The organism is Paraburkholderia aromaticivorans, from assembly GCF_012689525.1.
GTDB lineage: Bacteria > Pseudomonadota > Gammaproteobacteria > Burkholderiales > Burkholderiaceae > Paraburkholderia > Paraburkholderia aromaticivorans_A.
In genome coordinates this window covers 2,131,368-2,155,504 of the sequence record NZ_CP051514.1, presented here as the reverse complement: position 1 = coordinate 2,155,504, position 24,137 = coordinate 2,131,368, and the positions used below count along the sequence as shown (strand labels likewise).

Annotated in this window: 17 protein-coding genes and 4 pseudogenes; 10 read left to right on the top strand and 11 right to left on the bottom strand. The window is 61.7% G+C overall.

The features are described from left to right. Positions 1-712: 712 nt before the first annotated feature. On the bottom strand, positions 713-2,485 hold the full coding sequence (locus HF916_RS10070; RefSeq protein WP_277352257.1) for a methyl-accepting chemotaxis protein: 1,773 nt from the start codon (positions 2,483-2,485) through the stop codon (positions 713-715). On the opposite strand from HF916_RS10070, the gene HF916_RS10065 reads away from it, so the two are divergent. From HF916_RS10065 to HF916_RS50770, 10 genes and pseudogenes are all read left to right on the top strand, one after another. Beyond that, entirely contained in the window at positions 2,455-2,913 is a 459-nt protein-coding gene (locus HF916_RS10065; RefSeq protein ID WP_168788708.1) for a LysR substrate-binding domain-containing protein, read from the top strand. The genes HF916_RS10070 and HF916_RS10065 overlap by 31 nt on opposite strands. A gap of 456 nt (positions 2,914-3,369) precedes the next feature. Beyond that, on the top strand, positions 3,370-4,620 hold the full coding sequence (locus HF916_RS10060) for an ROK family transcriptional regulator (protein WP_168788707.1): 1,251 nt from the start codon (positions 3,370-3,372) through the stop codon (positions 4,618-4,620). Next, complete coding sequence (locus HF916_RS10055; protein WP_168788088.1) at positions 4,607-6,157, top strand: sugar ABC transporter ATP-binding protein; 1,551 nt, start codon at positions 4,607-4,609, stop codon at positions 6,155-6,157. Before HF916_RS10060 ends, HF916_RS10055 begins: the two co-directional genes overlap by 14 nt. Before the next feature lie 41 nt (positions 6,158-6,198). Next, positions 6,199-7,236 (top strand): ABC transporter permease subunit, encoded by a 1,038-nt coding sequence (locus tag HF916_RS10050; RefSeq protein WP_168788089.1) that lies wholly within the window; start codon positions 6,199-6,201, stop codon positions 7,234-7,236. A 103-nt stretch (positions 7,237-7,339) separates the two neighbouring features. After that, positions 7,340-8,290 (top strand): ABC transporter substrate-binding protein, encoded by a 951-nt coding sequence (locus tag HF916_RS10045; RefSeq protein WP_168788090.1) that lies wholly within the window; start codon positions 7,340-7,342, stop codon positions 8,288-8,290. A gap of 282 nt (positions 8,291-8,572) precedes the next feature. Next, positions 8,573-10,024: a glucose-6-phosphate dehydrogenase gene (gene zwf, locus HF916_RS10040; protein ID WP_168788091.1), complete on the top strand. Its 1,452-nt coding sequence runs from the start codon at positions 8,573-8,575 to the stop codon at positions 10,022-10,024. 148 nt (positions 10,025-10,172) lie between these two features. Next, positions 10,173-11,201 (top strand): hypothetical protein, encoded by a 1,029-nt coding sequence (locus tag HF916_RS10035; protein ID WP_240975220.1) that lies wholly within the window; start codon positions 10,173-10,175, stop codon positions 11,199-11,201. Positions 11,202-11,294: 93 nt separating this feature from the next. Then, entirely contained in the window at positions 11,295-12,932 is a 1,638-nt protein-coding gene (locus HF916_RS10030; protein WP_168788092.1) for an NADP-dependent glyceraldehyde-3-phosphate dehydrogenase, read from the top strand. 14 nt (positions 12,933-12,946) lie between these two features. Further along, positions 12,947-13,069: pseudogene (locus HF916_RS50775) on the top strand (pyruvate kinase); the annotation flags it as partial. A gap of 1 nt (position 13,070) precedes the next feature. Next, positions 13,071-13,217 (top strand): annotated as a pseudogene (locus HF916_RS50770) (pyruvate kinase); the annotation flags it as partial. A gap of 848 nt (positions 13,218-14,065) precedes the next feature. Here the strand turns inward: HF916_RS50770 and HF916_RS10020 are convergent. The 10 genes and pseudogenes from HF916_RS10020 to HF916_RS09975 form a co-directional block, all read right to left on the bottom strand. Further along, on the bottom strand, positions 14,066-14,584 hold the full coding sequence (locus tag HF916_RS10020; protein WP_168788706.1) for an RES family NAD+ phosphorylase: 519 nt from the start codon (positions 14,582-14,584) through the stop codon (positions 14,066-14,068). Then, positions 14,581-14,952, bottom strand: coding sequence for a DNA-binding protein (locus HF916_RS10015; RefSeq protein ID WP_168788705.1), 372 nt, complete (start codon positions 14,950-14,952; stop codon positions 14,581-14,583). Before HF916_RS10015 ends, HF916_RS10020 begins: the two co-directional genes overlap by 4 nt. 966 nt (positions 14,953-15,918) lie before the next feature. Next, on the bottom strand, positions 15,919-17,658 hold the full coding sequence (locus tag HF916_RS10010; protein ID WP_168788704.1) for a methyl-accepting chemotaxis protein: 1,740 nt from the start codon (positions 17,656-17,658) through the stop codon (positions 15,919-15,921). 111 nt (positions 17,659-17,769) lie between these two features. Further along, positions 17,770-18,897: a porin gene (locus HF916_RS10005; RefSeq protein ID WP_168788703.1), complete on the bottom strand. Its 1,128-nt coding sequence runs from the start codon at positions 18,895-18,897 to the stop codon at positions 17,770-17,772. A 194-nt stretch (positions 18,898-19,091) separates the two neighbouring features. Next, positions 19,092-19,766 carry a response regulator gene (locus HF916_RS10000; RefSeq protein WP_168788702.1) on the bottom strand — a complete coding sequence of 225 codons (675 nt, stop codon included), beginning with the start codon at positions 19,764-19,766 and terminating at the stop codon, positions 19,092-19,094. A gap of 10 nt (positions 19,767-19,776) precedes the next feature. Further along, positions 19,777-20,457 (bottom strand): annotated as a pseudogene (locus HF916_RS09995) (sensor histidine kinase); the annotation flags it as partial. 141 nt (positions 20,458-20,598) lie between these two features. After that, complete coding sequence (locus HF916_RS09990) at positions 20,599-21,576, bottom strand: IS5 family transposase (RefSeq protein ID WP_168787361.1); 978 nt, start codon at positions 21,574-21,576, stop codon at positions 20,599-20,601. 53 nt (positions 21,577-21,629) lie between these two features. Next, positions 21,630-22,316: pseudogene (locus HF916_RS09985) on the bottom strand (sensor histidine kinase N-terminal domain-containing protein); the annotation flags it as partial. A 101-nt stretch (positions 22,317-22,417) separates the two neighbouring features. Beyond that, complete coding sequence (locus HF916_RS09980; RefSeq protein WP_168789101.1) at positions 22,418-23,260, bottom strand: ABC transporter permease; 843 nt, start codon at positions 23,258-23,260, stop codon at positions 22,418-22,420. A gap of 44 nt (positions 23,261-23,304) precedes the next feature. After that, positions 23,305-24,102, bottom strand: coding sequence for an ABC transporter ATP-binding protein (locus HF916_RS09975; protein WP_168788701.1), 798 nt, complete (start codon positions 24,100-24,102; stop codon positions 23,305-23,307). Positions 24,103-24,137 lie beyond the last annotated feature (35 nt).

Below are 24,137 nucleotides of genomic sequence, written 5' to 3'. Positions count from 1 at the left end.
GCTGGACCGGCCACGCAGCGCGATCGGCATATGGAAGCGATGTAGGTGCACGGACGACCGGGCTGGCAGAAGGCCAGCGGTTATGGCCGGCGAGCCCTGAACGAAATGCCGATCGGCCGCTTCAAGCCGCTGATCGGCCCGCGTTTGCGAGCACGGGAATCCCAGTGCTCAGCATACCGAAGCAGCCATCGGTGTGGCGCTTCCAGCGGACCGACTTCGGGCGTGCGGCGGCCAGCATGCGCTTGAGGACAATTTGAGGCACCGCGATGAGCAAGCTGAGGAGGCTGCTCGTGCAATTACCCCCCCCGCGCGGCTACAGACAAGCCCGTGATTACGAAGGCCGGCGCCTGGCCGTCATCGGCAATTGCGGACAAATGGGGGGCGTCTGACGAAAGGGGCGTCAAAGTACGTTAAGGCGATGACGGCTCCCGAGGCGGGACAGGAACAGTTCTCTCGCAAATCCGCAAGACCTGTTCCGGCCGACATTCGATTGTGGCTGATGCGCGACCGACACCGAACGCGCGCGCATATACCGCGTCCATGCCACATCATTCGGTTCGATGCGGAACGTCGTTAGGAAAAGGATACGGTGCGTGGGGGCCCGGCCATTCTGGTGCGGGCGGTCCGGTGAACACGTCGCATCCCGCTAAGCTGGCCAGAAGCATGCATGTGAGGAAAACCGCCCCAGGCCGCCACAACGTCGTCCGAGCATTCATCTCGCACCTCCTGGCGCACCACACTGCTCTACTGGTTGGACCGGCAACTGGGGTACGAGTTGCGCCGCGACGGCCTGGACGAGCGATTGACCCCGCAGTGTTCTTTGACCTGATACGCAGGCGGTCGATAGTCCTGACGTCACCGCCTCCTGCCTATAGGATTCCCCGCCCTGTGGTTGGCAAGTTTCATGCAATCGGAACACGGCAACCGCATCGTCGAGGGCGCCCGCCTGATCTTCGAGCGACGCCGCTGCTGCCGCGGCCTGCTCGACGAGCGCGGCATTCTGCTGGGTCACATTGTCCATCTGCGTCACCGCTTGGTTGATCTGCTCGATGCCCCGCGATTGTTCTTCAGAAGCCACACTGATTTCGCTCACGATACGGGTTACGTTGCGCGCAGCGCTGACGATTTCCGCCATGGTGGCGCCGGCGCGGGTCGCGAGTTCTGCTCCATTCTGAACCCTTGCGACCGAGCCGCTGATCAGTTCCCTGATCTCTTTCGCCGCTGCAGCCGAGCGTTGCGCCAGTGCACGTACTTCGCCTGCCACCACCGCGAATCCACGCCCTTCCTCGCCGGCACGCGCAGCTTCGACGGCAGCATTCAGTGCAAGTATGTTGGTCTGGAAAGCGATACCCTCGATGGCGCCAATGATGTCGACGATCCTGTTCGACCCCGAGGCCATGTCCGCGATTACGCCAATGACCTGGTCGACGACTTTGCCGCCGCGCGCGGCCGTTTGCGACGCGTTGTCGGCGAGCGTGCTGGCTTCCCGTGCATTGTCGGCGTTCTGCCTGACCGTCGCGGTCAATTCCTCCATGCTCGATGCCGTTTCCTGCAGTGTCGCCGCCTGCTGTTCAGTGCGCGTCGACAGATCGGCATTACCGCCTGCAATCTCGCGCACGCCGTCTGCGATCGCCGCCGTCCCGTGACGAACCTGACTGACAGCAGCAACGAGCCCCTCCTGCATGCGGGCAAGCGCCCCCATCAGGCGGCCCATTTCATTCGTCTGCACGCCGGCGATCTGCCCCGTGAGGTCGCCGGCCGCGATCCGCTCGAAGTGCTGGATTGCCGCGTTGATTGGTCGCACGATCGACGCTGTCACCATGAAGCGCGCGAACAGCCCAAGCGCGATCACTACCAACCCGATCGCACCAAACAGCCAGCACAACTGCTGGAAATTCCGTTGGGCCGATTCGAAGCGGGCTTTCTGCTGCTGTGCCTGAACATTCTCTAACGCAAGCTGGGCGCTTTTGTAGTCGCTGAACACCGCGTCAGGGGCCTGGCGCTCCGTGGTCCGGAAGGTGATGAAATCGTTCTGGTCGAGCGCCGCGACTTCAGGAGCCAGCACCTGTTTCATCAACTGCTCACGCCTCGCGCGCAGTGCGTCGGCGAGACCCTTCTCTACGCCGTCCGACGGCGACTGCGTCAGGTAGGCCGCCAGTTCACGATCACTGTCAGCCAGCCCGGCGTGTACGCGGGCGAGCACCGCGTCGGTGGGTTTTCCCTGCGCGACGAGCGTTTCGTAGGCGCCGAGATCGACCCGCACCTGCAGAATCGCTTCGCCGCTCGCGGCAAGGTGACGCAAGGCGACCGTCTCTTCTGTGTACATCTTTTCGACCACGTGCTCCACGCACTGCGCGATGGATCGATCGATTTCGCGGTCGCCGCGCCAGCCGAAGACGAGATAAGCGGCGAATTCGATTTCGAACCGCTGCAGACGCTCGAGACGATAGTGGCATGCCGGCGGGGGACCCGCTGGAAAAGGCAACCGAATGGCAGCAATTACTCGATTGCCAATGGGTCATGAACCTCTCGCCCGGCAGTCAGCACACCAACCTGCTCGACTATCTGCGTCGATCGCAGCAACTGCTGCCTACGCGCATCATCCGGACCAACACGTACGGCGTCAGCTGGAGTCTGATGACGCGCAGTGACGCGCTGCTCGTGTGTCCGGCCGAGATGCTCAGCACGGAGCCGTATGGGGAGCAGGCGAGCCGGGTGCCACTACTGACGGCGTTGCCGCCGCTTAAGCTCGGCATCTTGAAGCTACGCGATGCGCCGCTTTCACTGACAGCGGAAAAGCTCGCTGAACTATTCAGGCAGGAAATTTCGTCGAACAGTGACGTATGCGGTCCAGAACGGACTGCGCGAAGACCGCACCGCCTTGACCCTTCGCGGCGTCGTGCCACGCCATGAGAAAGGCCACCTACCAGCGATCACCAAGCCTGCGGACACCGCCGTTCTTGTCCAGATCCTGTCCAAATTTGAGCCTGGACGGCGGACGAACCGAACCGGGAACCCGGTCACAGCGCGTACGTTGAAAAGCGCGCTCCCGCACTCGCATACCCCGTCCCTCACGGTGGCCGTTGGACGGCCAAGCAAAGGCCGCAAGTCAGACCCGTTGCGGCCAGTCAAGCCCTCATTTGCCTCCAATTAGGGACGAGCCGCAGGCGCGGCGGCCCGTTACTCCCCTTATTGCAGATGCGCGACGCGTTGCCATTGATCGACACACGCGGCCCCGTCCGGACCTGCTTCACTTTGGCTCCCACCCAGGATTTCCCCTGGCAGACACGCGCTGAACCGTGGTATTAAATAAATCAACTTGATTTAATTAATAGCCAGCCAGACAGCAATCACTCTGGAGTGAGACACGTGAGAAGTCCTCATATCGGTCGCGGCAGCAATTCAGCCAACGTGCGTCGTTACAACGAACGCCTGTTGCTGCAGGCGCTGCGTCGTACGGAACCCGCGTCGAAAGCCGACCTGGCACGCCAGGCGAACCTGACTGGCACAGCGGTGGGCAGCATCATCGCGTCGCTGGGCGAGGCCGGACTGATCGAATTCACCGGCCGCCGTCTGGAGGGCCAGCGCGGCCAACCCGCCTCCCTGATCCGCCTGCACCCGCGCGGCGCCTTCGGCATTGGCGTGCGGCTTGATCGCACCTCCATCGAGACGGTGCTGGTGAACTTTGCCGGAGAGGTGCTGGCTCGCCGCGCGCACGACGTGGTGCTGCCTCACCCCGCCAAGGTGCTCGAAATCGTCCAGGACGATATCCGCGGCATCCTTCAGGTGCTCACCTCGCACGAGCGCGAGCGGTTGACGGGCGTCGGCGTTGCGCAGCCATACAACCTGGGAAGCTGGCTGCGCGAACTTGGCCTGCCGGCCGACACGTTCCGCGCCTGGGACGGCGTGGACTTCGCGGGCGAACTCGGCCGGGCCCTGTCCCTGCCGGTTTTCAGCGAGAACGACGGCAACGCTGCCGCCATCGCCGAGTTGTTCTACGGCCACGGGCGTCAATCGGACGATTTCATTTACCTGTTTCTCGGGCCGGCAATAGGCGGCGGCATCGCGGTAGACGGCGATTGTCTGCGCGGCGTGAGCGGCAATGCGGGCGATATCGGCGTCATGCCGGTTCCGCCCAGCCGCCTGCCTTCGGCCCTTCAGCCCAGAGGGCAATGGGACATCCTGCTCTCACGCGCGTCCCTCAACGCGCTAACACGGCATCTACGCTACAGCGGCGAGTCGATTGAAAAGCGGGCCGATCTCGAAGCCTGCATGACGCGCGGCCTGCCAGCCGTCGACGAATGGATCGACGATTGCATCGACGCGCTCGCCCCCGCCCTGCGCTCGATGCTGTGCGTGCTCGATGTTCCGGTGGTGATCCTCGACGCCGACGTCGACTGCGGTCTGCTCAATACCCTGATGAAGCGCCTGCGCACCGCCATGATCGCGACCGCCCCGGAAGCGCGTGGCACTCCGGAGATGGTGCAAGGCACGTTCGGGCCGGATGCAGGCGCGATCGGCGCGGCAACGCTGCCGATGTTCTTCAACTTTTCGCCGCGCACGGGAATTCTCAAAGGCGCGGGTACTACACCCCAGGAGGTGACCCATGTCCAGTTCTGAATCCCGCCCCGCGCTGCTGGAAATGCGTGGCATCAGCAAAACCTTTCCCGGTGTGCGCGCGCTCGACAACGTGCGCCTCACCGTGTATCCAGGCGAAGTGCATTCGCTGATGGGCGAAAACGGCGCCGGCAAGTCGACCCTGATGAAAATCCTCTCGGGCGCTTATCAGGCGGACGCAGGCGGACAGATTCTCATCGACGGCAAGGTCGAGGTCATTGACGGCCCGCTCGCCGCGCGAGCCCTCGGTGTAGCTGTGATCTACCAGGAATTGAGCCTTGCGCCCAATCTGTCGGTCGCCGAAAACATCCATGCGGGACGCGAACTGCGCAAGGGCGGCCGCTGGGGCGTAATCGACCGCCCGGGAATGGAGCAGGCCTGCGAAGCCGTGCTCAAACGCCTGGGTGCCGCCTTCCGGCCGCACACCCTGGTGGGCGACCTGTCCATCGCCGAGCGGCAACTCGTCGAGATTGCACGGGCCGTGCATACCCGCGCACGTATCCTCGTGATGGACGAGCCCACTACACCGCTGTCGTCGCGCGAAACCGACCGCCTCTTCGATCTGATCCGTCAGTTGCGCACCGAAGGACTCGCGATCATCTATATCAGCCATCGCATGGCGGAGATCTACGAGCTTTCCGATCGCGTTTCCGTGCTGCGCGACGGCAGCTATGTCGGCACGCTGGAGCGCGACCAGCTCTCCGCCGAGAGTCTCGTGAAAATGATGGTCGGTCGCGACATCTCCGGCTTCTACAAGAAGCAGCACGCGCCCTACGATCCGGGCAAAGTCGTGCTGTCGGTACGCAATGTCGCAGACAAAGGACGCGTCCGTGGCTGCAGCCTGGATCTTCACGCGGGCGAAGTCCTCGGCATCGCGGGCCTCGTGGGCGCCGGGCGCACCGAACTGGCCCGCCTCATCTTTGGCGCCGAACCGCGCGTAAGAGGCGAAGTGGCGGTGGACGGCAAGGTTCTCGCGCTGCGCACCCCGCGTGATGCAATCGACGCGGGCCTCGTCTACCTCACCGAAGACCGCAAGGGCCAAGGCCTCTTTCTCGACATGAGCGTGCGCGACAACATCAACGTCGCGGTCTGCAACCGGGACGCGCGGCTCGGAGTACTCGATCTGGCACGCGGTGCTTCCCGCGCGCGCGATGCGATCGCCGCGCTATCCATCCGCGTACCGAACGCCAAGGTCAACGCGGGCGCGCTCTCCGGCGGTAACCAGCAAAAAGTGTTGCTGTCGCGCCTGCTCGAGACCAAGCCACGTGTGCTCATTCTTGACGAGCCGACGCGCGGGGTGGACATCGGCGCGAAGTCCGAGATCTATCGGATCATCAACGACCTCGCGCGCTCGGGCGTGGGCATCATCGTCATATCGAGCGAGTTGCCGGAAATCATCGGTGTGGCCGATCGCGTGCTGGTGATGCGCGAAGGCGAATTTGCAGGCGAACTCGGCGGGCACACCGGCACGCCGATTGTTCAGGAAACCATCATCGAACTGGCCACGGGCTCTCGCCCCGCGCTGGGCGAAGCTGCCTGATTCTTAAAAGAGACAGGATCTCGAGTATTTCGGAGGACGACATGAGCAATACCACCAAGCAGCACGACGCCGACCCGGTCCCAGTCCCGAAGGCGCCCACCCAGGCCCAGCGGCAATCGCGTATCGAACACCGCGAGCGCATGCAGTCGCTGATGCGAACGGCGGGCATGCTGCCCGTGCTCGTGCTGCTGTGCATCGGCTTCGGCCTCGGGACGGACAACTTTTTCAGTCTGCAGAACCTGTCGATCGTCACGCAGCAGGCATCGATCAACATCGTGCTGGCCGCCGGGATGACCTTCGTCATTCTGACAGGCGGGATCGATCTGTCAGTCGGCTCGGTGCTGTCGGCCGCCGCGGTGGCGGCCTTGCTGGCGTCGAACATTCCTGGCTGGGGCTGGCTCGGCATCCCGACCGCGCTCGCCGTCGGGATCGGCTTCGGCCTGATCAACGGCGCGCTGATCGCCCTCCTGAGGCTGCCGCCTTTCATCGTCACACTCGGCGCGCTCACTGCGGTGCGCGGTGTTGCCCGATTGCTCGGCCATGACACGACCGTCTTCAATCCGCAACTGTCGTTCGCTTTCATTGGCAATGGCACAGTCCTCGGTGTGCCCTGGCTCGTGGTGATCGCGATCGCCGTGGTCGCGCTGTCGTGGTTCATCCTTCGTCGCACCGTCCTCGGCCTGCGCATCTACTCGGTCGGCGGCAACCCCGAAGCCGCTCGCCTCTCGGGCATCAAGGTGTGGGGCATCGAGATGTTCGTCTACGCGATGTCGGGCCTGCTTGCCGGCCTAGGCGCCGTGATGTCCGCAGCCCGCCTGTATGCGGCGAACGGTCTGCAGATGGGACAGTCGTACGAACTGGACGCGATCGCCGCGGTGATTCTCGGTGGCACCAGCTTCGTCGGCGGCGTGGGCTCGATCGTCGGCACGCTGGTTGGCGCGCTGATCATCGCAGTCCTGACCAATGGGCTGGTTTTGCTCGGCGTATCCGACGTCTGGCAATACATCATCAAGGGCCTCGTCATCATCGGCGCCGTGGCGCTCGACCGCTTCCGTCAACGCGGATCAGCCCGCACCTGAAATACGCTTCACAAGCTGTTCCCGCCCGCTTCAAAAAACCATGGGTGCAAACCGGTCCCCTTGCGCCCCACTCACCCAATGGACCACCTTGGAGACAGAGAAAATGTTCAAGCAAAAAGTTGCTTTCGCCAGCATCGCCCTCGCAATGGGCCTCAGCTTCACGCTGCCCTCGGCGAGAGCCGCCGACAAGCCGCTCAAGGCGATTGGGATCACCGTCGGGTCCCTCGGCAACCCCTACTTCGTCACGATCGTCAAAGGCGCCGAGGCGAAGGCGAAACAGATCAACCCCGGCGTGAATGTCACCGCGGTGTCGGCGGACTACGATATGAACAAGCAGTTCACGCAGATCGATAACTTCATCGCCGCTCACGTTGACATGATCCTGCTCAACGCAGCAGACCCGAAGGCCATCGAGCCTGCTGTGAAGAAGGCCCAGGCCGCCGGCATCGTGGTCGTGGCAGTCGATGTGGCCGCCGCGGGCGCTGACGCCACGGTGCAGACCAACAACGTCCAGGCCGGAGAAATCTCGTGCGATTACATCGCCAAAAAACTCAACGGCAAGGGCAGCGTCATCATCGAAAACGGGCCGCCCGTCTCGGCGGTGGTCGACCGGGTGAAGGGCTGCAAGTCGGTATTCGCGAAGCATCCGGATCTCAAGGTGCTGTCTGACGATCAGGACGCAAAGGGCTCCCGCGAGGGCGGCATGAACGCCATGCAAGGCTATCTGACTCGGTTCCCGAAAGTCGATGCCGTATTCGCGATCAACGACCCGCAAGCAGTGGGCAGCGATCTGGCGGCCAAGCAACTCAACCGCAAGAACCTCTTCATTACGTCCGTCGACGGCGCACCGGACATCGAAAACGCTCTGAAGACCGACACCCTGGTCCAGGCTTCCGCGAGCCAGGATCCGTGGTCCATGGCGCAAACGGCCGTGACGGTCGGCTACGCCATCATGAACGGCAAGAAGCCTGCCAACTCGATGATCCTGCTGCCGTCGACGCTCGTGACTCGGGACAACGTGGGCAGCTACAAGGGCTGGTCAGCACCCCACTAGGCTCAAACCGCCAATTGCACGCTGGACAATGATGTCAAATCTTCACTCGGTCGCCCGCCTGGCGGGCGCTCGTTGAACATCGCGAGAGCATCGCGCGTATTTCGATAGCCATCGCCGGCATCCCATCTGCGCTTTTCTTCCGCTTGTGCAGCCGTGGTGTGTGCACAGCAAGGAGCCTATGCTCCCACCATCGACGAGGTGATTGCGCTGGCTGATTGGTAGGATTCCTATTCGACATTTTCTTCTGAGACCATGACGACAGCATCGACAAACCAGCCGGACATGCCCGGATTCGCCTTCGTCCTGTTCGGTGGAACAGGGGATCTGGCGATGCGCAAGATCCTTCCCGCGCTATATGCCGCGCACCGCGACGAGATGCTCGCGCCCGACGGCAGGATCGTCTCGGTCGCGGTGACGGCACTGGATCGCAGTGGCTATCTCGCATGGGTCGAGGAGCACGTCAAGCCGCGCATATCGGGAACCGCGATCGACGACGCAGTATGGCGAAGCTTTCTCGACCGAGTCACGTATGTCGCACTCGATGCCGGGCAGCCCGATTCGTACTCAGTGCTGGGCGAAGCGATCGGCGCGGCTCACGGCAGGCGCATTTTCTATCTGGCAACCGGACCGGCGCTATTCGAGCCGATCTGCAGCGCGCTGGGGGCCGCAGGGCTGACCGAAGGTGCGCGTGTCGTGCTGGAGAAGCCGCTTGGTTACGATCTGGAATCGTCCCGTGCCATCAACGATGCGGTCGGCAGGATCTTCAGCGAAGACCAGATCTACCGCATCGACCACTACCTCGGCAAGGAAGCGGTACAGAACCTGTTTGCACTTCGCTTCGGTAACTCGCTGTTCGAGCCGCTGTGGCGTCGTGAATGGGTCGAGAGCATTCAGATCACGGTAGCCGAGGAACTCGGCGTGGAAGGTCGCGGCAACTTTTATGATCAGACCGGCGCATTGCGCGATATGGTGCAGAACCACCTGCTACAACTCATGTCGATCGTTGCGATGGAGCCACCGCAATCGATGGACGCGGATGCGGTGCGCGACGAGAAGCTGCGCGTGCTGCGCGCACTCAAGCCGGTGCTAGGTGAGCAGATCAGGCAAAACGTCGTGCGCGGCCAGTATCATGCCGGCGCCATCAACGGCGTGTCAGTCCCTGCTTACCAATCCGAAGCAGGCGTCAGACCCGAGAGCAGGACCGAGACATTTGTCGCACTGAAAGTAGAGGTCGAAAACTGGCGGTGGGCCGGCGTGCCGTTTTTTCTGCGCACGGGCAAGCGGCTGACGGCCCGTGTCGCTGAGATTGTCGTCAACTTCCGGACCGTGCCGCACTCCGCGCTGGGGCCGACGGCCCTGCGTCCGGGTTCGAACCGGCTGACGATCCGTTTGCAACCGACTGAATCGATCCGGCTCTCCGCGCTCGCGAAGCAGCCGGGTCTAGGGATGACACTGCAGGGCGTCTACCTTGATCTCGCTTTCGATCAGTTCTTTCAGCAGGACAGGATGGAGGCCTACCAGCGCCTGTTGCTCGATGTCATCGCCGGACGGCTCGCGCTCTTCGTGCGGCGCGATGAACAGGAGGCGGCATGGCGGTGGGTCGCACCGATCATCGATGACTGGGCCACTCAGGAGAACCCTCCCAAACCCTATTCGTCGGGTACCTGGGGGCCGGCTGCGAGCAGCGCGCTGCTCGCGCGCCACAACACATGCTGGCTGGAAGAAGAGAACTGAGTGCAGTCCGGACGCGGTCTGGTTGAAGCCGCCCGAACGTGCCCCAGCCACTTGCTTCTCTAACGGCACACGCTATGCGGCGACGTTGCCTTTTGACGACCGCCTGGCGAAGTGCAGCTCTAACTCATTTCCCGTCAAGACAGCGATCATGGATAAATTCTGGCAACTTGAATGGCCACACGGCGCGCTTGATGTGCATGCCAGGGGCGGCATGCTCGGCGGGGTGGCGCTCAAGCGCGGTGACCGGCAGGTCCGGCCGTTTTACGAGCCTCCGTGGATCGGCGACGGAGCGCACCAGCGGCCGGAATTACTCAACCATATGAGAAGCGAATTCCCGTGTGTTCCCTTTGGCGTGCCCTATGCACCGGAGGCCGTCGTGGAAAGCTGGCAGGAGAGCGTCGCCACCCCCGTCCCCGAATCTCACGCCCTGCTGGATTCGAGCGATGATCTGCTGCATGGTTATGGCTGCGTGACCGACTGGACACTCGTGAGGCAGACGGACCTTGAAATTGAGATCGCGCTCGAATATCCGCCCGCCTCACCGATAGCACGTCTTGTCCGCGTGATCCGTGCCGATCCGAATGGTCCCGCGATTGATTTCTCGTTAGCAGTCGAGGCGCGCAAGGAGACACGCCGTCCGGTCGGTTTGCATCCCAATCTGGCGCTTCCATCACTCGCAGGCGCATTTCAGATCCATCCCGGCGCGTTTCGTTTTGGCGTCGTTCACCCGGGCGGGCCCGAACCCGGCGTATCTCGCGCAGAACCGGGGGCATTTTTTGACAGGCTTGATCAGGTGCCGCTGCGTGCCGGTGGCACAGCGGAGTTTGATCGCTTTCCGCTTCCTCACGATACTGAAGAAATCGTCCAGCTCTGTGGGGTAGACGGAGCGGTGATCCTGACGGATGACGAATCTCAGGTTGCTTATCGTCTCTGTTGGGATGCCTCTGTACTCCCGTCGCTTTTGCTGTGGATCAGCAATCGGGGCCGTAGCTACGGTCCCTGGAACAGCCACAATCTCTGCCTGGGCGTCGAGCCCGTGGCAAGTGCGTTTGAACTGGGCTGCCGTGCCGCGCTGGCGGCGAACCCGATCAATGAACGAGGTATTCCGACCGCGATAGCACTCGATCCGGGTCAACCGGTCGAAATCGCTTATCGATTCGAGGTCCTGACTCAATGAATACAACGCGGCCCGTTGCTTTAAACGCTGCGCGCCTTGAACGTTCTGATTCGGCACGACTGCCTTAACTTCTTCTCATCTTCCGGAGTCCTCATGACGATCGACCGCAATTCGCAACTCGCCCTGCACTTCCCCGCGCCTAACGAGATTCCGGCTGAACACCGCCTCAACGCACCCGTTCATCAGCGCGGTTTCCTTATCGACGGCCAGATACCCGTATGGAACGGGCCCTTCAAGACTGTGTTCTCGCCGGTCTGCACACGCGACCCAGCCACCGGTGACGTAAGCCAGATCGAAATCGGCAGCTATCCGCTGATGAGCGAGGTGCAGAGCGACGCCGCACTGGACGCCGCAGTAGCCGCGTACGACAACGGCAGAGGCAAATGGCCAACGATGACGGTCGCCGACCGCATCGCCTGCATGCACAAGTTCGCAAACGGCATGGTTGAGCGCCGGCAGGCGATCGTGAACCTGCTCATGTGGGAGATCGGGAAGAGCCTTGCCGACTCGTTCAAGGAGTTCGACCGGACCGTAGAATACATCCAGGCCACGATCGAGGCCCTGAAGGACATGGACAATGGCCATTCGCGATTCATGGTGGTCGAGGGGACCATCGGCCAGGTCCGCCGCACCCCACTCGGGGTGGTGCTATGCATGGGGCCATACAACTACCCGCTCAACGAGACCTTCTGCACACTCATTCCGGCGCTGCTGATGGGTAACACGGTCGTCCTCAAGCCGCCACAATATGGCACCCTGCTGTTCGAGCCGCTACTCGAGGTGTTTCGCGATGCGTTTCCACCCGGTGTTGTCAACACCATCTACGCACCGGGCGCACTGGTGGTGCCACGCATGCTGGCCTCGGGCAAGGTCAACGTGCTGGCACTGATCGGCTCGAGCCGCGTTGCGGACCATCTGAAAAAGCAGCACCCCAAATCCCACCGCCTGCGCGCAGTGTTGGGCCTGGACGCGAAGAATGCGGCCATTGTGCTGCCCGATGCTGACCTGGACCTCGCAGTCAAGGAATGCCTGCTCGGTGCACTGTCGTTCAACGGACAACGCTGCACGGCCCTCAAGATGCTGATCGTGCACAGGAGTGTCGTCGACACGTTCCTTGAACGCTTCACGGCTGAACTGGCGCGGCTCAAGCTGGGTATGCCGTGGGAGGCCGGCGTGCAGATCACTCCGCTGCCGGGGCCGCATCGCACCGCCTACATGACCGAGGCGATCGAGGACGCGAAGGCCCAAGGTGCGCGCGTCGTCAATGACGGCGGCGGTGACTTCTGCAGCACGCTGTTCTATCCGGCTGTGGTCTACCCGGTGCGCGAGGGAATGAAGCTGTACCGCGAGGAGCAGTTCGGACCGGTGGTCCCGGTGATGGTCTTCGACGCCGTCGAAGAGGCACTCGACTACGTGATCACCTCTGATCACGGCCAACAGGTGAGCATCTTCGGATCCGACGCCGCGCAGATTGGTGCGCTCGTGGATCCGCTGGTCAACCAGGTCTGCCGCGTGAACATCAACTGTCAGTGTCAGCGCGGGCCGGATGTATTCCCGTTCGCAGGGCGCAAGGACTCGGCTGAGGGCACGCTGTCGGTCAGCGACGCGCTGCGCGCGTTCTCGATCCGCTCGATGGTCGCCACCAAACAGACCGCGCCGAACAGGGAACTGCTGAATACCATCGTGCGCGAACACCAATCCAAGTTCATTAACACAGACTTCATCCTGTGAGGGGAGCGGACATGATGCATCGCAAACGTACTGCCAGAATCGTCGCCACGCTGGGGCCGTCGAGTTCCGACCTGACCGCGGTGCGCGGCCTGTTCGATGCCGCGGCCGACGTGTTCCGTCTCAACTTCAGCCACGGCTGTCCTGGCCAAGTTCGAGAAACCCACTGCAATCGAGTCGCTGGACCCGATCATTGATGCGGCCGACGCGATCATGGTCGCGCGTGGCGACCCGGGCGTTGAACTGCCTGCCGAACAGGAGCCGCGAATTCAGAAACACATCGTAAGGCCGCCACATCATCTCTCACCGCTATCGCGGGTCCCCTTGATCTACATGCAAATATCCGGTTAGGACGATCTAAGCCCGGTGCGGCCTTGCCTTGAGGCCCCAAATAAATATTTTTTTAAATCAATGCCTTGCTGACTACTCCTGAGCACGACGCTCATTCCGGTACCTCTACGTGCGTTCCGCCAAAACTGGTGGCGCAAGATGAGCGATCCTGCGCGCCTTTGACGTCGAATGTTTCCGCGCCGGGAGAAAGCATTCCACCGAGCGAGCCTCGGCGAATCTACCAGAGTGTGCAACAGGCCGACAGCGCAGAAATCCAGGCAATGCCGCGTGAAGGCGTCATTACATAGGTATCCTATATAGTTTGACTTAAGGTTTTTTATCAACCGTAAATTTGTCAGAGCTTTTTAGTAATGTCCGCTTTTTTTTTCGCGGCGTAAGCTGACTGGTCGCCGGCGTCCCGCCGAACATTCCGCGAGCGCTCCTGCCGGAATACATCGCTGCGTTGATCCTCAGCGATCGCCGGCGATCGGCAAGCTCCGCAACCTGAAGATCCTCTGACCAATCGGGCACCGCGACCGGTACGGTGGCCGCCGGGCTTCTCCGCGCCACGTGCTACGTTACCCCAGGCCCGGAGGTACCGGTCGTTGCAGCGCCGGCGTGCAGGCTGGCCACAGAGAGCCACCCGCGCATGGTCTCTGACCGGCTGCCACACCTTGTCCCGCCGACACCCCTCGACCGCAGGTCACGGCATTCAACTCAAGGGAACCCCCTTTCAGGAATCGCCGGCTCCTGTCAAAGGGGCAAGCCGCTTTTTCTGGAGCGGGATGCGCTGCAGGAGCCTGGGACTACCAGCTTGACTGATCTTTGGGGAGCTGCCCGCCAGGGTCGTTGACCTTAATCGAATTGTCGCCGTGAAGCCGGTCGCTGAAAACCACGACATTGGTTCCCCCGTCGTGCGTCTGACTCTGAAAAACAATGCCGGGGTATCCGCTTTCCCGAACCAGATCACCCAGAACCCAAGTGGGTGGCTCAATGTGCTGGTCAAACTTCCAGTATCGCCAATCCTCGCGCCAGTCGTGCCAGAGTTCGTCCCAGGAACTGCGGTCCAGCTGACGCAGATCCACCAGATCCCGGAGTTCAGCGGAGTACGAGCACATCGTGCATGGCGGCAGGAACGGCGACGTCTGCTGATACTCGCGCAGCGCTGTCAGTTCTTCCACAGAGAGGTATAGCGCTTCGACGCCTTCGCGGTTAAAACGTCCGCCTTTCAACGCGGCCCCGGCGCCGCTCGTGGGACGATCGGCCCACCGGGGCGCGTGGGCGCGGTAAAGCATTGTTCCCTTCGGCAGATCGGTCAGAATCATCCAACGAAACCTGCGCTGATGGACTCCAGATAGTCGATCGCATCCTCCGTCCGGCCGTCCTGGACCAACTGGAGGATCGTCTTGTGGCGGAATGCAGGGATCGGACTGTTTTTTATGAAAAACAGCGCGCGTTCGATGTCCGGCTGGACAGCAACAGCCGCTGATACGACCCGCATGAGGTCACGCAAGGCGGCCTGCAACCTCGGCGACTCGGGGTGCGTGCGCAGTGTGTTACGGTGGACACCCGCCAAGGTCGCAAGGTCCTGCTGCTGTAAGCCGAGAACGTTGGCGAGATTGACCGCGGAGAGTCGGGATGTTCCCGCTTCCCGTGCAGACTCCAGAACACCAGAAAAATTTTCAACAGTCATCTCGAACCTCCTTGCAACTCACATGCACATTATACGCACAGTTCGCGCACGGTAGAAATTTCGCGTTATGTGTGAATCGCACCCGCCTTCGGCGTGCCTAGCCGCACCTGGTGGAAAAAAGGACAACTTCAATTATTGAAATCGTTCGCTGCAGGCGGTATGACGGCGCGCCGACCTACCGCACGGTCGCGCAAATCAGCGCGGCCGCGCTGATCGTCATTCCGCCACGATCAACTTCGATACGCGGCTGCGGGGCTGGACCGGCCACGCAGCGCGATCGGCATATTGAAGCGATGTAGGTGCACGGACGACCGGGCTGGCAGAAGGCCAGCGGTTATGGCCGGCGAGCCCTGAACGAAATGCCGATCGGCCGCTTCAAGCCGCTGATCGGCCCGCGTTTGCGAGCACGGGAATCCCAGTGCTCAGCATACCGAAGCAGCCATCGGTGTGGCGCTTCCAGCGGACCGACTTCGGGCGTGCGGCGGCCAGCATGCGCTTGAGGACAATTTGAGGCACCGCGATGAGCAAGCTGAGGAGGCTGCTCGTGCAATTACCCCCCCCGCGCGGCTACAGACAAGCCCGTGATTACGAAGGCCGGCGCCTGGCCGTCATCGGCAATTGCGGACAAATGGGGGGCGTCTGACGAAAGGGGCGTCAAAGTACGTTAAGGCGATGACGGCTCCCGAGGCGGGACAGGAACAGTTCTCTCGCAAATCCGCAAGACCTGTTCCGGCCGACATTCGATTGTGGCTGATGCGCGACCGACACCGAACGCGCGCGCATATACCGCGTCCATGCCACATCATTCGGTTCGATGCGGAACGTCGTTAGGAAAAGGATACGGTGCGTGGGGGCCCGGCCATTCTGGTGCGGGCGGTCCGGTGAACACGTCGCATCCCGCTAAGCTGGCCAGAAGCATGCATGTGAGGAAAACCGCCCCAGGCCGCCACAACGTCGTCCGAGCATTCATCTCGCACCTCCTGGCGCACCACACTGCTCTACTGGTTGGACCGGCAACTGGGGTACGAGTTGCGCCGCGACGGCCTGGACGAGCGATTGACCCCGCAGTGTTCTTTGACCTGATACGCAGGCGGTCGATAGTCCTGACGTCACCGCCTCCTGCCTATAGGATTCCCCGCCCTGTGGTTGGCAAGTTTCATGCAATCGGAACACGGCAACCGCATCGTCGAGGGCGCCCGCCTGATCTTCGAGCGACGCCGCTGCTGCCGCGGCCTGCTCGACGAGCGCGGCATTCTGCTGGGTCACATTGTCCATCTGCGTCACCGCTTGGTTGATCTGCTCGATGCCCCGCGATTGTTCTTCAGAAGCCACACTGATTTCGCTCACGATACGGGTTACGTTGCGCGCAGCGCTGACGATTTCCGCCATGGTGGCGCCGGCGCGGGTCGCGAGTTCTGCTCCATTCTGAACCCTTGCGACCGAGCCGCTGATCAGTTCCCTGATCTCTTTCGCCGCTGCAGCCGAGCGTTGCGCCAGTGCACGTACTTCGCCTGCCACCACCGCGAATCCACGCCCTTCCTCGCCGGCACGCGCAGCTTCGACGGCAGCATTCAGTGCAAGTATGTTGGTCTGGAAAGCGATACCCTCGATGGCGCCAATGATGTCGACGATCCTGTTCGACCCCGAGGCCATGTCCGCGATTACGCCAATGACCTGGTCGACGACTTTGCCGCCGCGCGCGGCCGTTTGCGACGCGTTGTCGGCGAGCGTGCTGGCTTCCCGTGCATTGTCGGCGTTCTGCCTGACCGTCGCGGTCAATTCCTCCATGCTCGATGCCGTTTCCTGCAGTGTCGCCGCCTGCTGTTCAGTGCGCGTCGACAGATCGGCATTACCGCCTGCAATCTCGCGCACGCCGTCTGCGATCGCCGCCGTCCCGTGACGAACCTGACTGACAGCAGCAACGAGCCCCTCCTGCATGCGGGCAAGCGCCCCCATCAGGCGGCCCATTTCATTCGTCTGCACGCCGGCGATCTGCCCCGTGAGGTCGCCGGCCGCGATCCGCTCGAAGTGCTGGATTGCCGCGTTGATTGGTCGCACGATCGACGCTGTCACCATGAAGCGCGCGAACAGCCCAAGCGCGATCACTACCAACCCGATCGCACCAAACAGCCAGCACAACTGCTGGAAATTCCGTTGGGCCGATTCGAAGCGGGCTTTCTGCTGCTGTGCCTGAACATTCTCTAACGCAAGCTGGGCGCTTTTATAGTCGCTGAACACCGCGTCAGGGGCCTGGCGCTCCGTGGTCCGGAAGGTGATGAAATCGCTCTGGTCGAGCGCCGCGACTTCAGGAGCCAGCACCTGTTTCATCAACTGCTCACGCCTCGCGCGCAATGCGTCGGCGAGACCCTTCTCTACGCCGTCCGACGGCGACTGCGTCAGGTAGGCCGCCAGTTCACGATCACTGTCAGCCAGCCCGGCGTGTACGCGGGCGAGCACCGCGTCGGTGGGTTTTCCCTGCGCGACGAGCGTTTCGTAGGCGCCGAGATCGACCCGCACCTGCAGAATCGCTTCGCCGCTCGCGGTAAGGTGACGCAAGGCGACCGTCTCTTCGGTGTACATCTTTTCGAGTGCCGCGTTGGCCGTCTTCAGGCCAGCGACCGATGTGGCGATCACGAACACCAACGCGGCCGTATAGCAGGCGATCGTGACTGTCAGGGCGGTACGGATAGTGGTATTTCTGAACATGGTAGTCGTCCTCGACCCGCGGAACAGAAAAAAGCGGCGAACGGATTTATCCGTCGCCGCAAACAGGAGCACTTTTCGTCGATGAATGAGCCGGGAGGGCGGCGTCCAGGATCAGAAGCGGGTGCGCACGCCTGTCGTCAGTTCAAGCTGGTTGGTCGCGCCAAACGTGCTTCCGACCGTATAGCCGCCATGAAGCCTCATGTAGTCGCCGGCCAGATAGACTTCGGTACGCTTGGACAGATGATAGAACGCCGACCAGTACAGCGTTTCCTTGTAACCGTTGTGGAGGCCCGACGTCGGATCGAAAGCGCCGATGTTCGCGTTGGGGATATCGCCGTCCGCATTGTAAGCGGCGTTCTTCACGCGCATCTGCTGATAGCCGAGCTCATAATCGAACGGCCCCTTGGGGGACAGCTTGAGCGACGCCGTCCAGGCGTTGTCCTGACGTTGGCCGAGCGCACCCTGATTGCCCAGGTAACGGAAGTAACCCGCGTTCGCGCGCAAAATACCGAACTGATAGTTGCCGCCCACCGAGAACGTCTGGTTCGTGATACCGGCGCGATTCACATGGCTATAGAAGCCCGACACGTCGAACTGCCCGCCGTTATACCCGAGTGCTGCCTGGTAGTTGGAGTTGGAACCGAAGCTCGTCGAGTTGCCAAATGCGTAACCTGCGCTGGCGAAAATGCCATTGTCGAACAGTTTCTTCCATGCCACGCCGTTGTTATAACGTGTGCCGGTCGCGCTGGCCGCGTAGAAAATCATCTGCTTGAAGTTATTCGCATTGGTCCAGCCGCCCTCTTCCGTCGTCAGGCGAGCCGAGCCGTACGGGTCGCCATAGATCGTCGATGCGTCGCGCGCTATCGTGTTCTGGAAACCTGCCGTGATCTTGCCGAACGTGTCGTTCTCGATACCCACCCATGCGTCACGGTCGAAGATCTGGCCCGGATCCTCCATCTGGCCGTTGGCGACAACGTATTCGCTTTCAAGCCGGAAAATGATCTTCGAACCCGCACCGATATCTTCAGCGCCCTTCAGGCCCCAGCGGCTTCCGCTGAACCAGGGTTCGCCGCCGATACCCATGCCGATGACATGATCGCCGTTCGCGTTCGCGTGCGACTGATAGGTCGGCACGCTCAAATCCATTAGGCCGTAGAGTTGCACGCTCGACTGCGCGTACGCGCCGCTCGCCCCAAACGCCCCTGCTGCGACTGCCAGGGTAAGGTACTTTTTCTTCAAGATCGTCTCCTCAAGTTGCTGCGTTGAAAATCTGCTTTTTTTCTGTTTGCGGCTGGTGCAGCCCGTCTGGCCGGATATCCGCTCCGGTACGCCAATGAACGCAATCCTAGTTACCCCAATCCTTCACGCTCCTTTCCCGTACCTTTTGCACAACTAAGTGTATTCACTGATGTACGTGGCAGCGATTCTCCCCGTTATTCCGGATCCCTCTGCCGGAGGATATAGCCCAGGCCCCGCAGCGTCATGATCTGTGCGCTGGAGTGCACGAGATGTTTGCGCAAACGGTGGATGTAGATGTCGATGGCGTCTGCGCTCGGTTCGTCATCCAGACTGAACACGCTTTCCATCAGCATGGTTTTCGAGACTGTCTTGCCCTGTCGCAACATCAGCGTTTCGAGGACGGTGTGCTCGCGGCGCCGCAACGCGAGGGGGATGTCGTGGTGAACAAACTCCCGCGTATCGGATATGTATTGCAGGTCGCCGCAGGTGAGACGCGAAGACATTCCACCTGATTGCCGGCGGATCAGCGCCTTGATGCGCGCGACCAGCTCACGTGCTTCGAACGGCTTGACAACATAGTCGTCGGCACCCGCACTGAAACAGTCAACCTTGTCTTCGGTCGAACCATGCGCAGTCAGCATCAACACCGGCACCTTGTCGCCGCGGCGGCGTAGTCTGGCCAGCACCTCCTTGCCGTCCATTCGTGGCAACCGGAGGTCAAGCAGCACCACGTCATAGCGTTGCGTCGTCAGCATTCCATCCGCGCGTTCACCGTCAGGGGCACAGTCGACCGCGAAGTTCTCCTGGCGCAACAGATTGACAATCCAGTGCGCGAGCTCAATGTTGTCTTCTACCAGTAGCAATTTCATTGCGTCTTCCTCAATCACGCCATCTCGGCAAGCGGACCGTGACGACTAGGCCCACATGCTCCGCGTGCGGCCTCAATGCGACCGTTCCACCGTGCGAATGCGCGATTTCACGCACGATTGACAGGCCCAGACCCGTCCCTTCGATGTCAGTCGCTCCGCGATAGAAACGTTCGAACACATGGGCACGCACCTCGGCCGGAATGCCGGGACCGTTGTCGACAACCTGCAGTACAACTTCGTCGCCTTCCTCGCGGCACAGAGCGGTAACCCTTCCGCCCTTCTGCGTGTAACGGATCGCGTTATCGACCAGATTCGTCACGAGCGCCGTCAATAGGGTTTCGCTGCCTGGGACGGACACCGTCCCGCTGAACTCCGCGCCGAGATCGATCTGGCGTCGCTGCGCGGCGACAACCAGTTCTTCCAGTACGCGTGAGACGACAGCGGCCACGTCGACCCTGAGCGGAGTACGGCCAGACGGAGACGACTCGGCCTGTGCCAGCAGCAGCAGCTGGTTGGTCATTTCGGTCATCTTCCCGCTGCTGCGACGTATTCCCGCCAGCGCTTCGGTGAGCAGCGGTCCGCAATGGCCGCACGGGCGGGCGCACTCGATCTGTGCTCCCAGCAGCGCAAGGGGGGTACGCAACTGGTGCGCGGCGTCCGCAATGAATTTGCGCTGTGTCGTCGCATGCAGTTTAGGGCTACGCTGAAGAAGCCAGCGTTTTCGCCAACAGCTTGTCGCTGAATTTCGGAATGCGAGATCAGCGACCCGACTGGTTCGATTTTCTGGCCCTGAAGGGCCTTGCAAGCGGGTCTCTCGACCCACTTTGGCTACTCATGGACGCAGCTGTGCCATCAGCCGCGTGCGGCTCATGTAGATGTTGGCCAGCGCGAGTGTGGTAAAGGCGCGCGTGGCGTTCTTCGCGAGGCCGCGATAGCGCACCTTGCCGAACCCCCACAGCCGCTTGACCACCGCAAAGACGTGTTCGACCCGGGCACGAATCTTCGACTTGCTGCGGTTTTTCGAGCGCCTGGCTTCATCGACTTCACCACTGCGATTGCGCACACGCTGGTTGGTGAAGTCCTTGGCTTTCGGCGCCTTGCTGGCGATGAGTTCCTTCTGGCTCGCATAGGCGCTGTCACCGTACACACGCTGCTCGCCGCCATGCAGCAGCGCCGGCAGCGGATGCTTGTCGTGCACGTTCGCCGCTGTCACTACCGCGCTGTGTGCCAGACCCGTCTGGCTATCCACACCGATGTGCAACTTCATGCCGAAGTACCACTGCTGGCCCTTCCTCGTCTGATGCATTTCGGGATCTCGCGCCTTGTCCGCATTCTTTGTGGAACTCGGCGCACCGATGATGGTGGCATCCACGATGGTGCCGCTGCCTACCTTCAGTCCGCGCCCTTGCAGTACCTCGCCGACCTTGGCGAACAATTGCTCGCCGAGCTTGTTGCGCTCCAGCAGCCGCCGGAACTTCAAGAGCGTCGTACCATCAGGAACGCGCTCGCGCCCCAGGTCAATGCCGACGAATCGCCGCAATGCGGTGCTATCCAGCAGCGCTTCCTCGCAGGCTTCATCGGCCAGGTTGAACCAGTGCTGCAGAAAGTGCATGCGCAGCATGCGCTCCAGACCCACTGGCGGGCGACCGCCCTGACCCTTCGGATAGTACGGCTCGACAACCTCGCACAACTGCGCCCACGGCACGATCTGCTCCATCGTCTCAAGGAACACATCGCGTTTGGTTGGCCGACGGTACTGTTCAAATCCGGCGCCTTGATCGGCCGCCATCGCAAGGGTCTGTTGTTTCATGCACATCTAACGATTGAGCGACCAATGCCGTTGACCTTTTTCAGCGTAGCCTTAAGGCGCGCGATACACTGATTGATCGCGTCGACGACAGGGCGCAACTCGGAAGGCAGGCGCTCGACCCGCACAGGCACGAGTTGCAACGCGTCGCGATCGGCGACGTCATCCTTCAGTCTGACAAGCGGTCGCAATTCAAAGGTCAGCCCGAGCAGGACAAGTGCTAGCACGAGTGCCAGCATCAGAGCCTGCCGGACTAACTGGGGACGCCACAGTGTCAGCAGCATGGCCCGGTACGATGCCTGCGTCTTGGCCACGATAACTGTAACCGGCTCGGTCGCGCCGGAGTCGTAGAGTTCACGCGCGTAAGCGACCGCGCGAATGGGCCGACCATCAAGCGCCGTGTCGTAAAACACGGGCCCCGGTGTTGCCTGCGCAGGGAAGGCCAGGTCGGGATTGCCGCCGAGCAGGCCCGCACCACCCTTGACCACCTTGTAGAACACCTGGTCCTGCTCCGGCGACTCGAACATCTCGAGCGCCGCGGGCGGAATCCTGGCAACCAGCACGCCATTTTCCCAATTGACTTCCTCGCCGATAATGCGCGCTGATGCGAGCAATGCGTTGTCCTGCAGAAGGCAGGCAGTCTCGCGAGCCGCGTCATATGCCGTCATGCCAGTGACGAGTACAAACGCGGCGACCGGCACCAACAGCCACCCGAGCAGGCGCACACGCAGGCTATGCATCATTGTCGACTCCCGGGACCTTACGCGCGTGCCGTAACTGCGACCAGCACTAGTCGTTTCCTTCTCCTGGCTCATCGCAAGCGCAACCTTCCGCCTGCTGACGCTCAGAACGCAGCTGGCCTCCATTTGAGCAGGCGCTTTTCCAGCGTGGTAAGCAGATAGTCCGCAGTAAGGGCGACTACCGCGAGCACGATCATCGCTGCAAACACGCCACTGGCGTTAAATGCGCCCTGCGCGGTCGAGATCAGCAGACCAATGCCCTGCTTGGAGCCGAGAAACTCGCCAACCACAGCGCCAACCAGGGCGAAGCCGAAGCTCACGTGCAGGCTGGCGAGAATCCACGACAGTGCGGAAGGAATCACAACTGTGGTGGTCAGTTGACGCTTCGATGCGCCCAGGATCTGCGCATTCGCGATCATGTAGCGGTCAGCTTCCCGTACGCCCTGGAAGGCGTTGCCGAACACGACGAAAAAGACCATCACGACGGCCAGTGCCACCTTCGATGCCATCCCGAGGCCAAGCGCAATGACGAAAATGGAACCGAGGACAACGCGGGGAATTGAATTCGCGATCTGGATGTAGAGGCTGAACACGTCGGAGAGCAGCTTGTTGCGACCGAGCACAACGCCACAGACGATACCGCCAATCGAACCGATCAGAAACCCGAGAAATGTTTCCTCGAGCGTGACCCATACCTGCACCAGCAACGGGCCTTGCGACGTGCCGTTCACGAACCAGTCCACGATCTGCTGGAAGATCAGCGACGGCATCGAGAAGAAGAATGGATCGATCCACTTGGTCCGCCCGCCGATCTCCCATCCGCCGAGCACGACCACCAATACCAGGACACGCAAGCCGATGATCAGCGCGCGCCGTTGGCGCAGCCGTCGCTGTGCGATTCGTTCAACTGCGGCCAGCGAGGTAGCGTCGATGCCTGCTTCGGCCATGTATTCAGAGGTTGCCATGAGTGTTTTTAGAAGCTGGGTTTGTGTCATGCGATCTGTACTTCTTCTCGCAGGTCGTGCCAGATATCGCGGGAGATCTCGATAAAACGCGGCTCGTAGCGAACCTCCGAGGTGATGCGTGGACGTGGCAGATCGATTTCGTAGACCTTTTTCAGCGTCGCGGGCCGCGCACTCAGCACGAACACCCGGTCGGCCAGCGCAATGGCTTCTTCGAGATCGTGCGTGACGAACACCACCGAGCCCGCATTGGCCGACCACAACTGCAGCAGCTCATCCTGCATCAGCGTGCGGGTCTGCATGTCGAGCGCGGAAAACGGCTCGTCCATCAGCAGGATTTCCGGCTTGTTGATGAAAGTCTGCGCGAGTGCGATGCGCTTGCGCATGCCGCCCGACAGTTGATGCGGATAATGCTTGCCAAACTTCTCCAGCCCGACGCGGCGCAGCCATTCGTTCGCCTCGTCGTACGCGGCGGATTTCGAGCGGCCGCGATACAGCGGGCCAGCCGCCACGTTGTCGAGCACCGAGCGCCAGGGAAACACTGCGTCGGCCTGAAACACAAAGCCGATGCGTGGATCGATGCCATCAACCGGTGCGCCCATCACACGCACTTCGCCGGTGGTCGGCTTGAGCAGGCCGGTGATCATGCTGAGCGTCGTCGATTTGCCACAACCGGTCGGCCCGACCACCGCGACGAACTCACCTTTGGCGACGGACATGCTGAAGTTGCGCAACGCGACGGTCGCCTTGCCATCGTGGCTCACGAAGCGGCACGATACCGAGCTGAATTCGATCGCGGGTACGTCCCTGGAAACTACATGGTTCATGAAGTACATCCATTTGGATAATCTGAGGCGCAAAC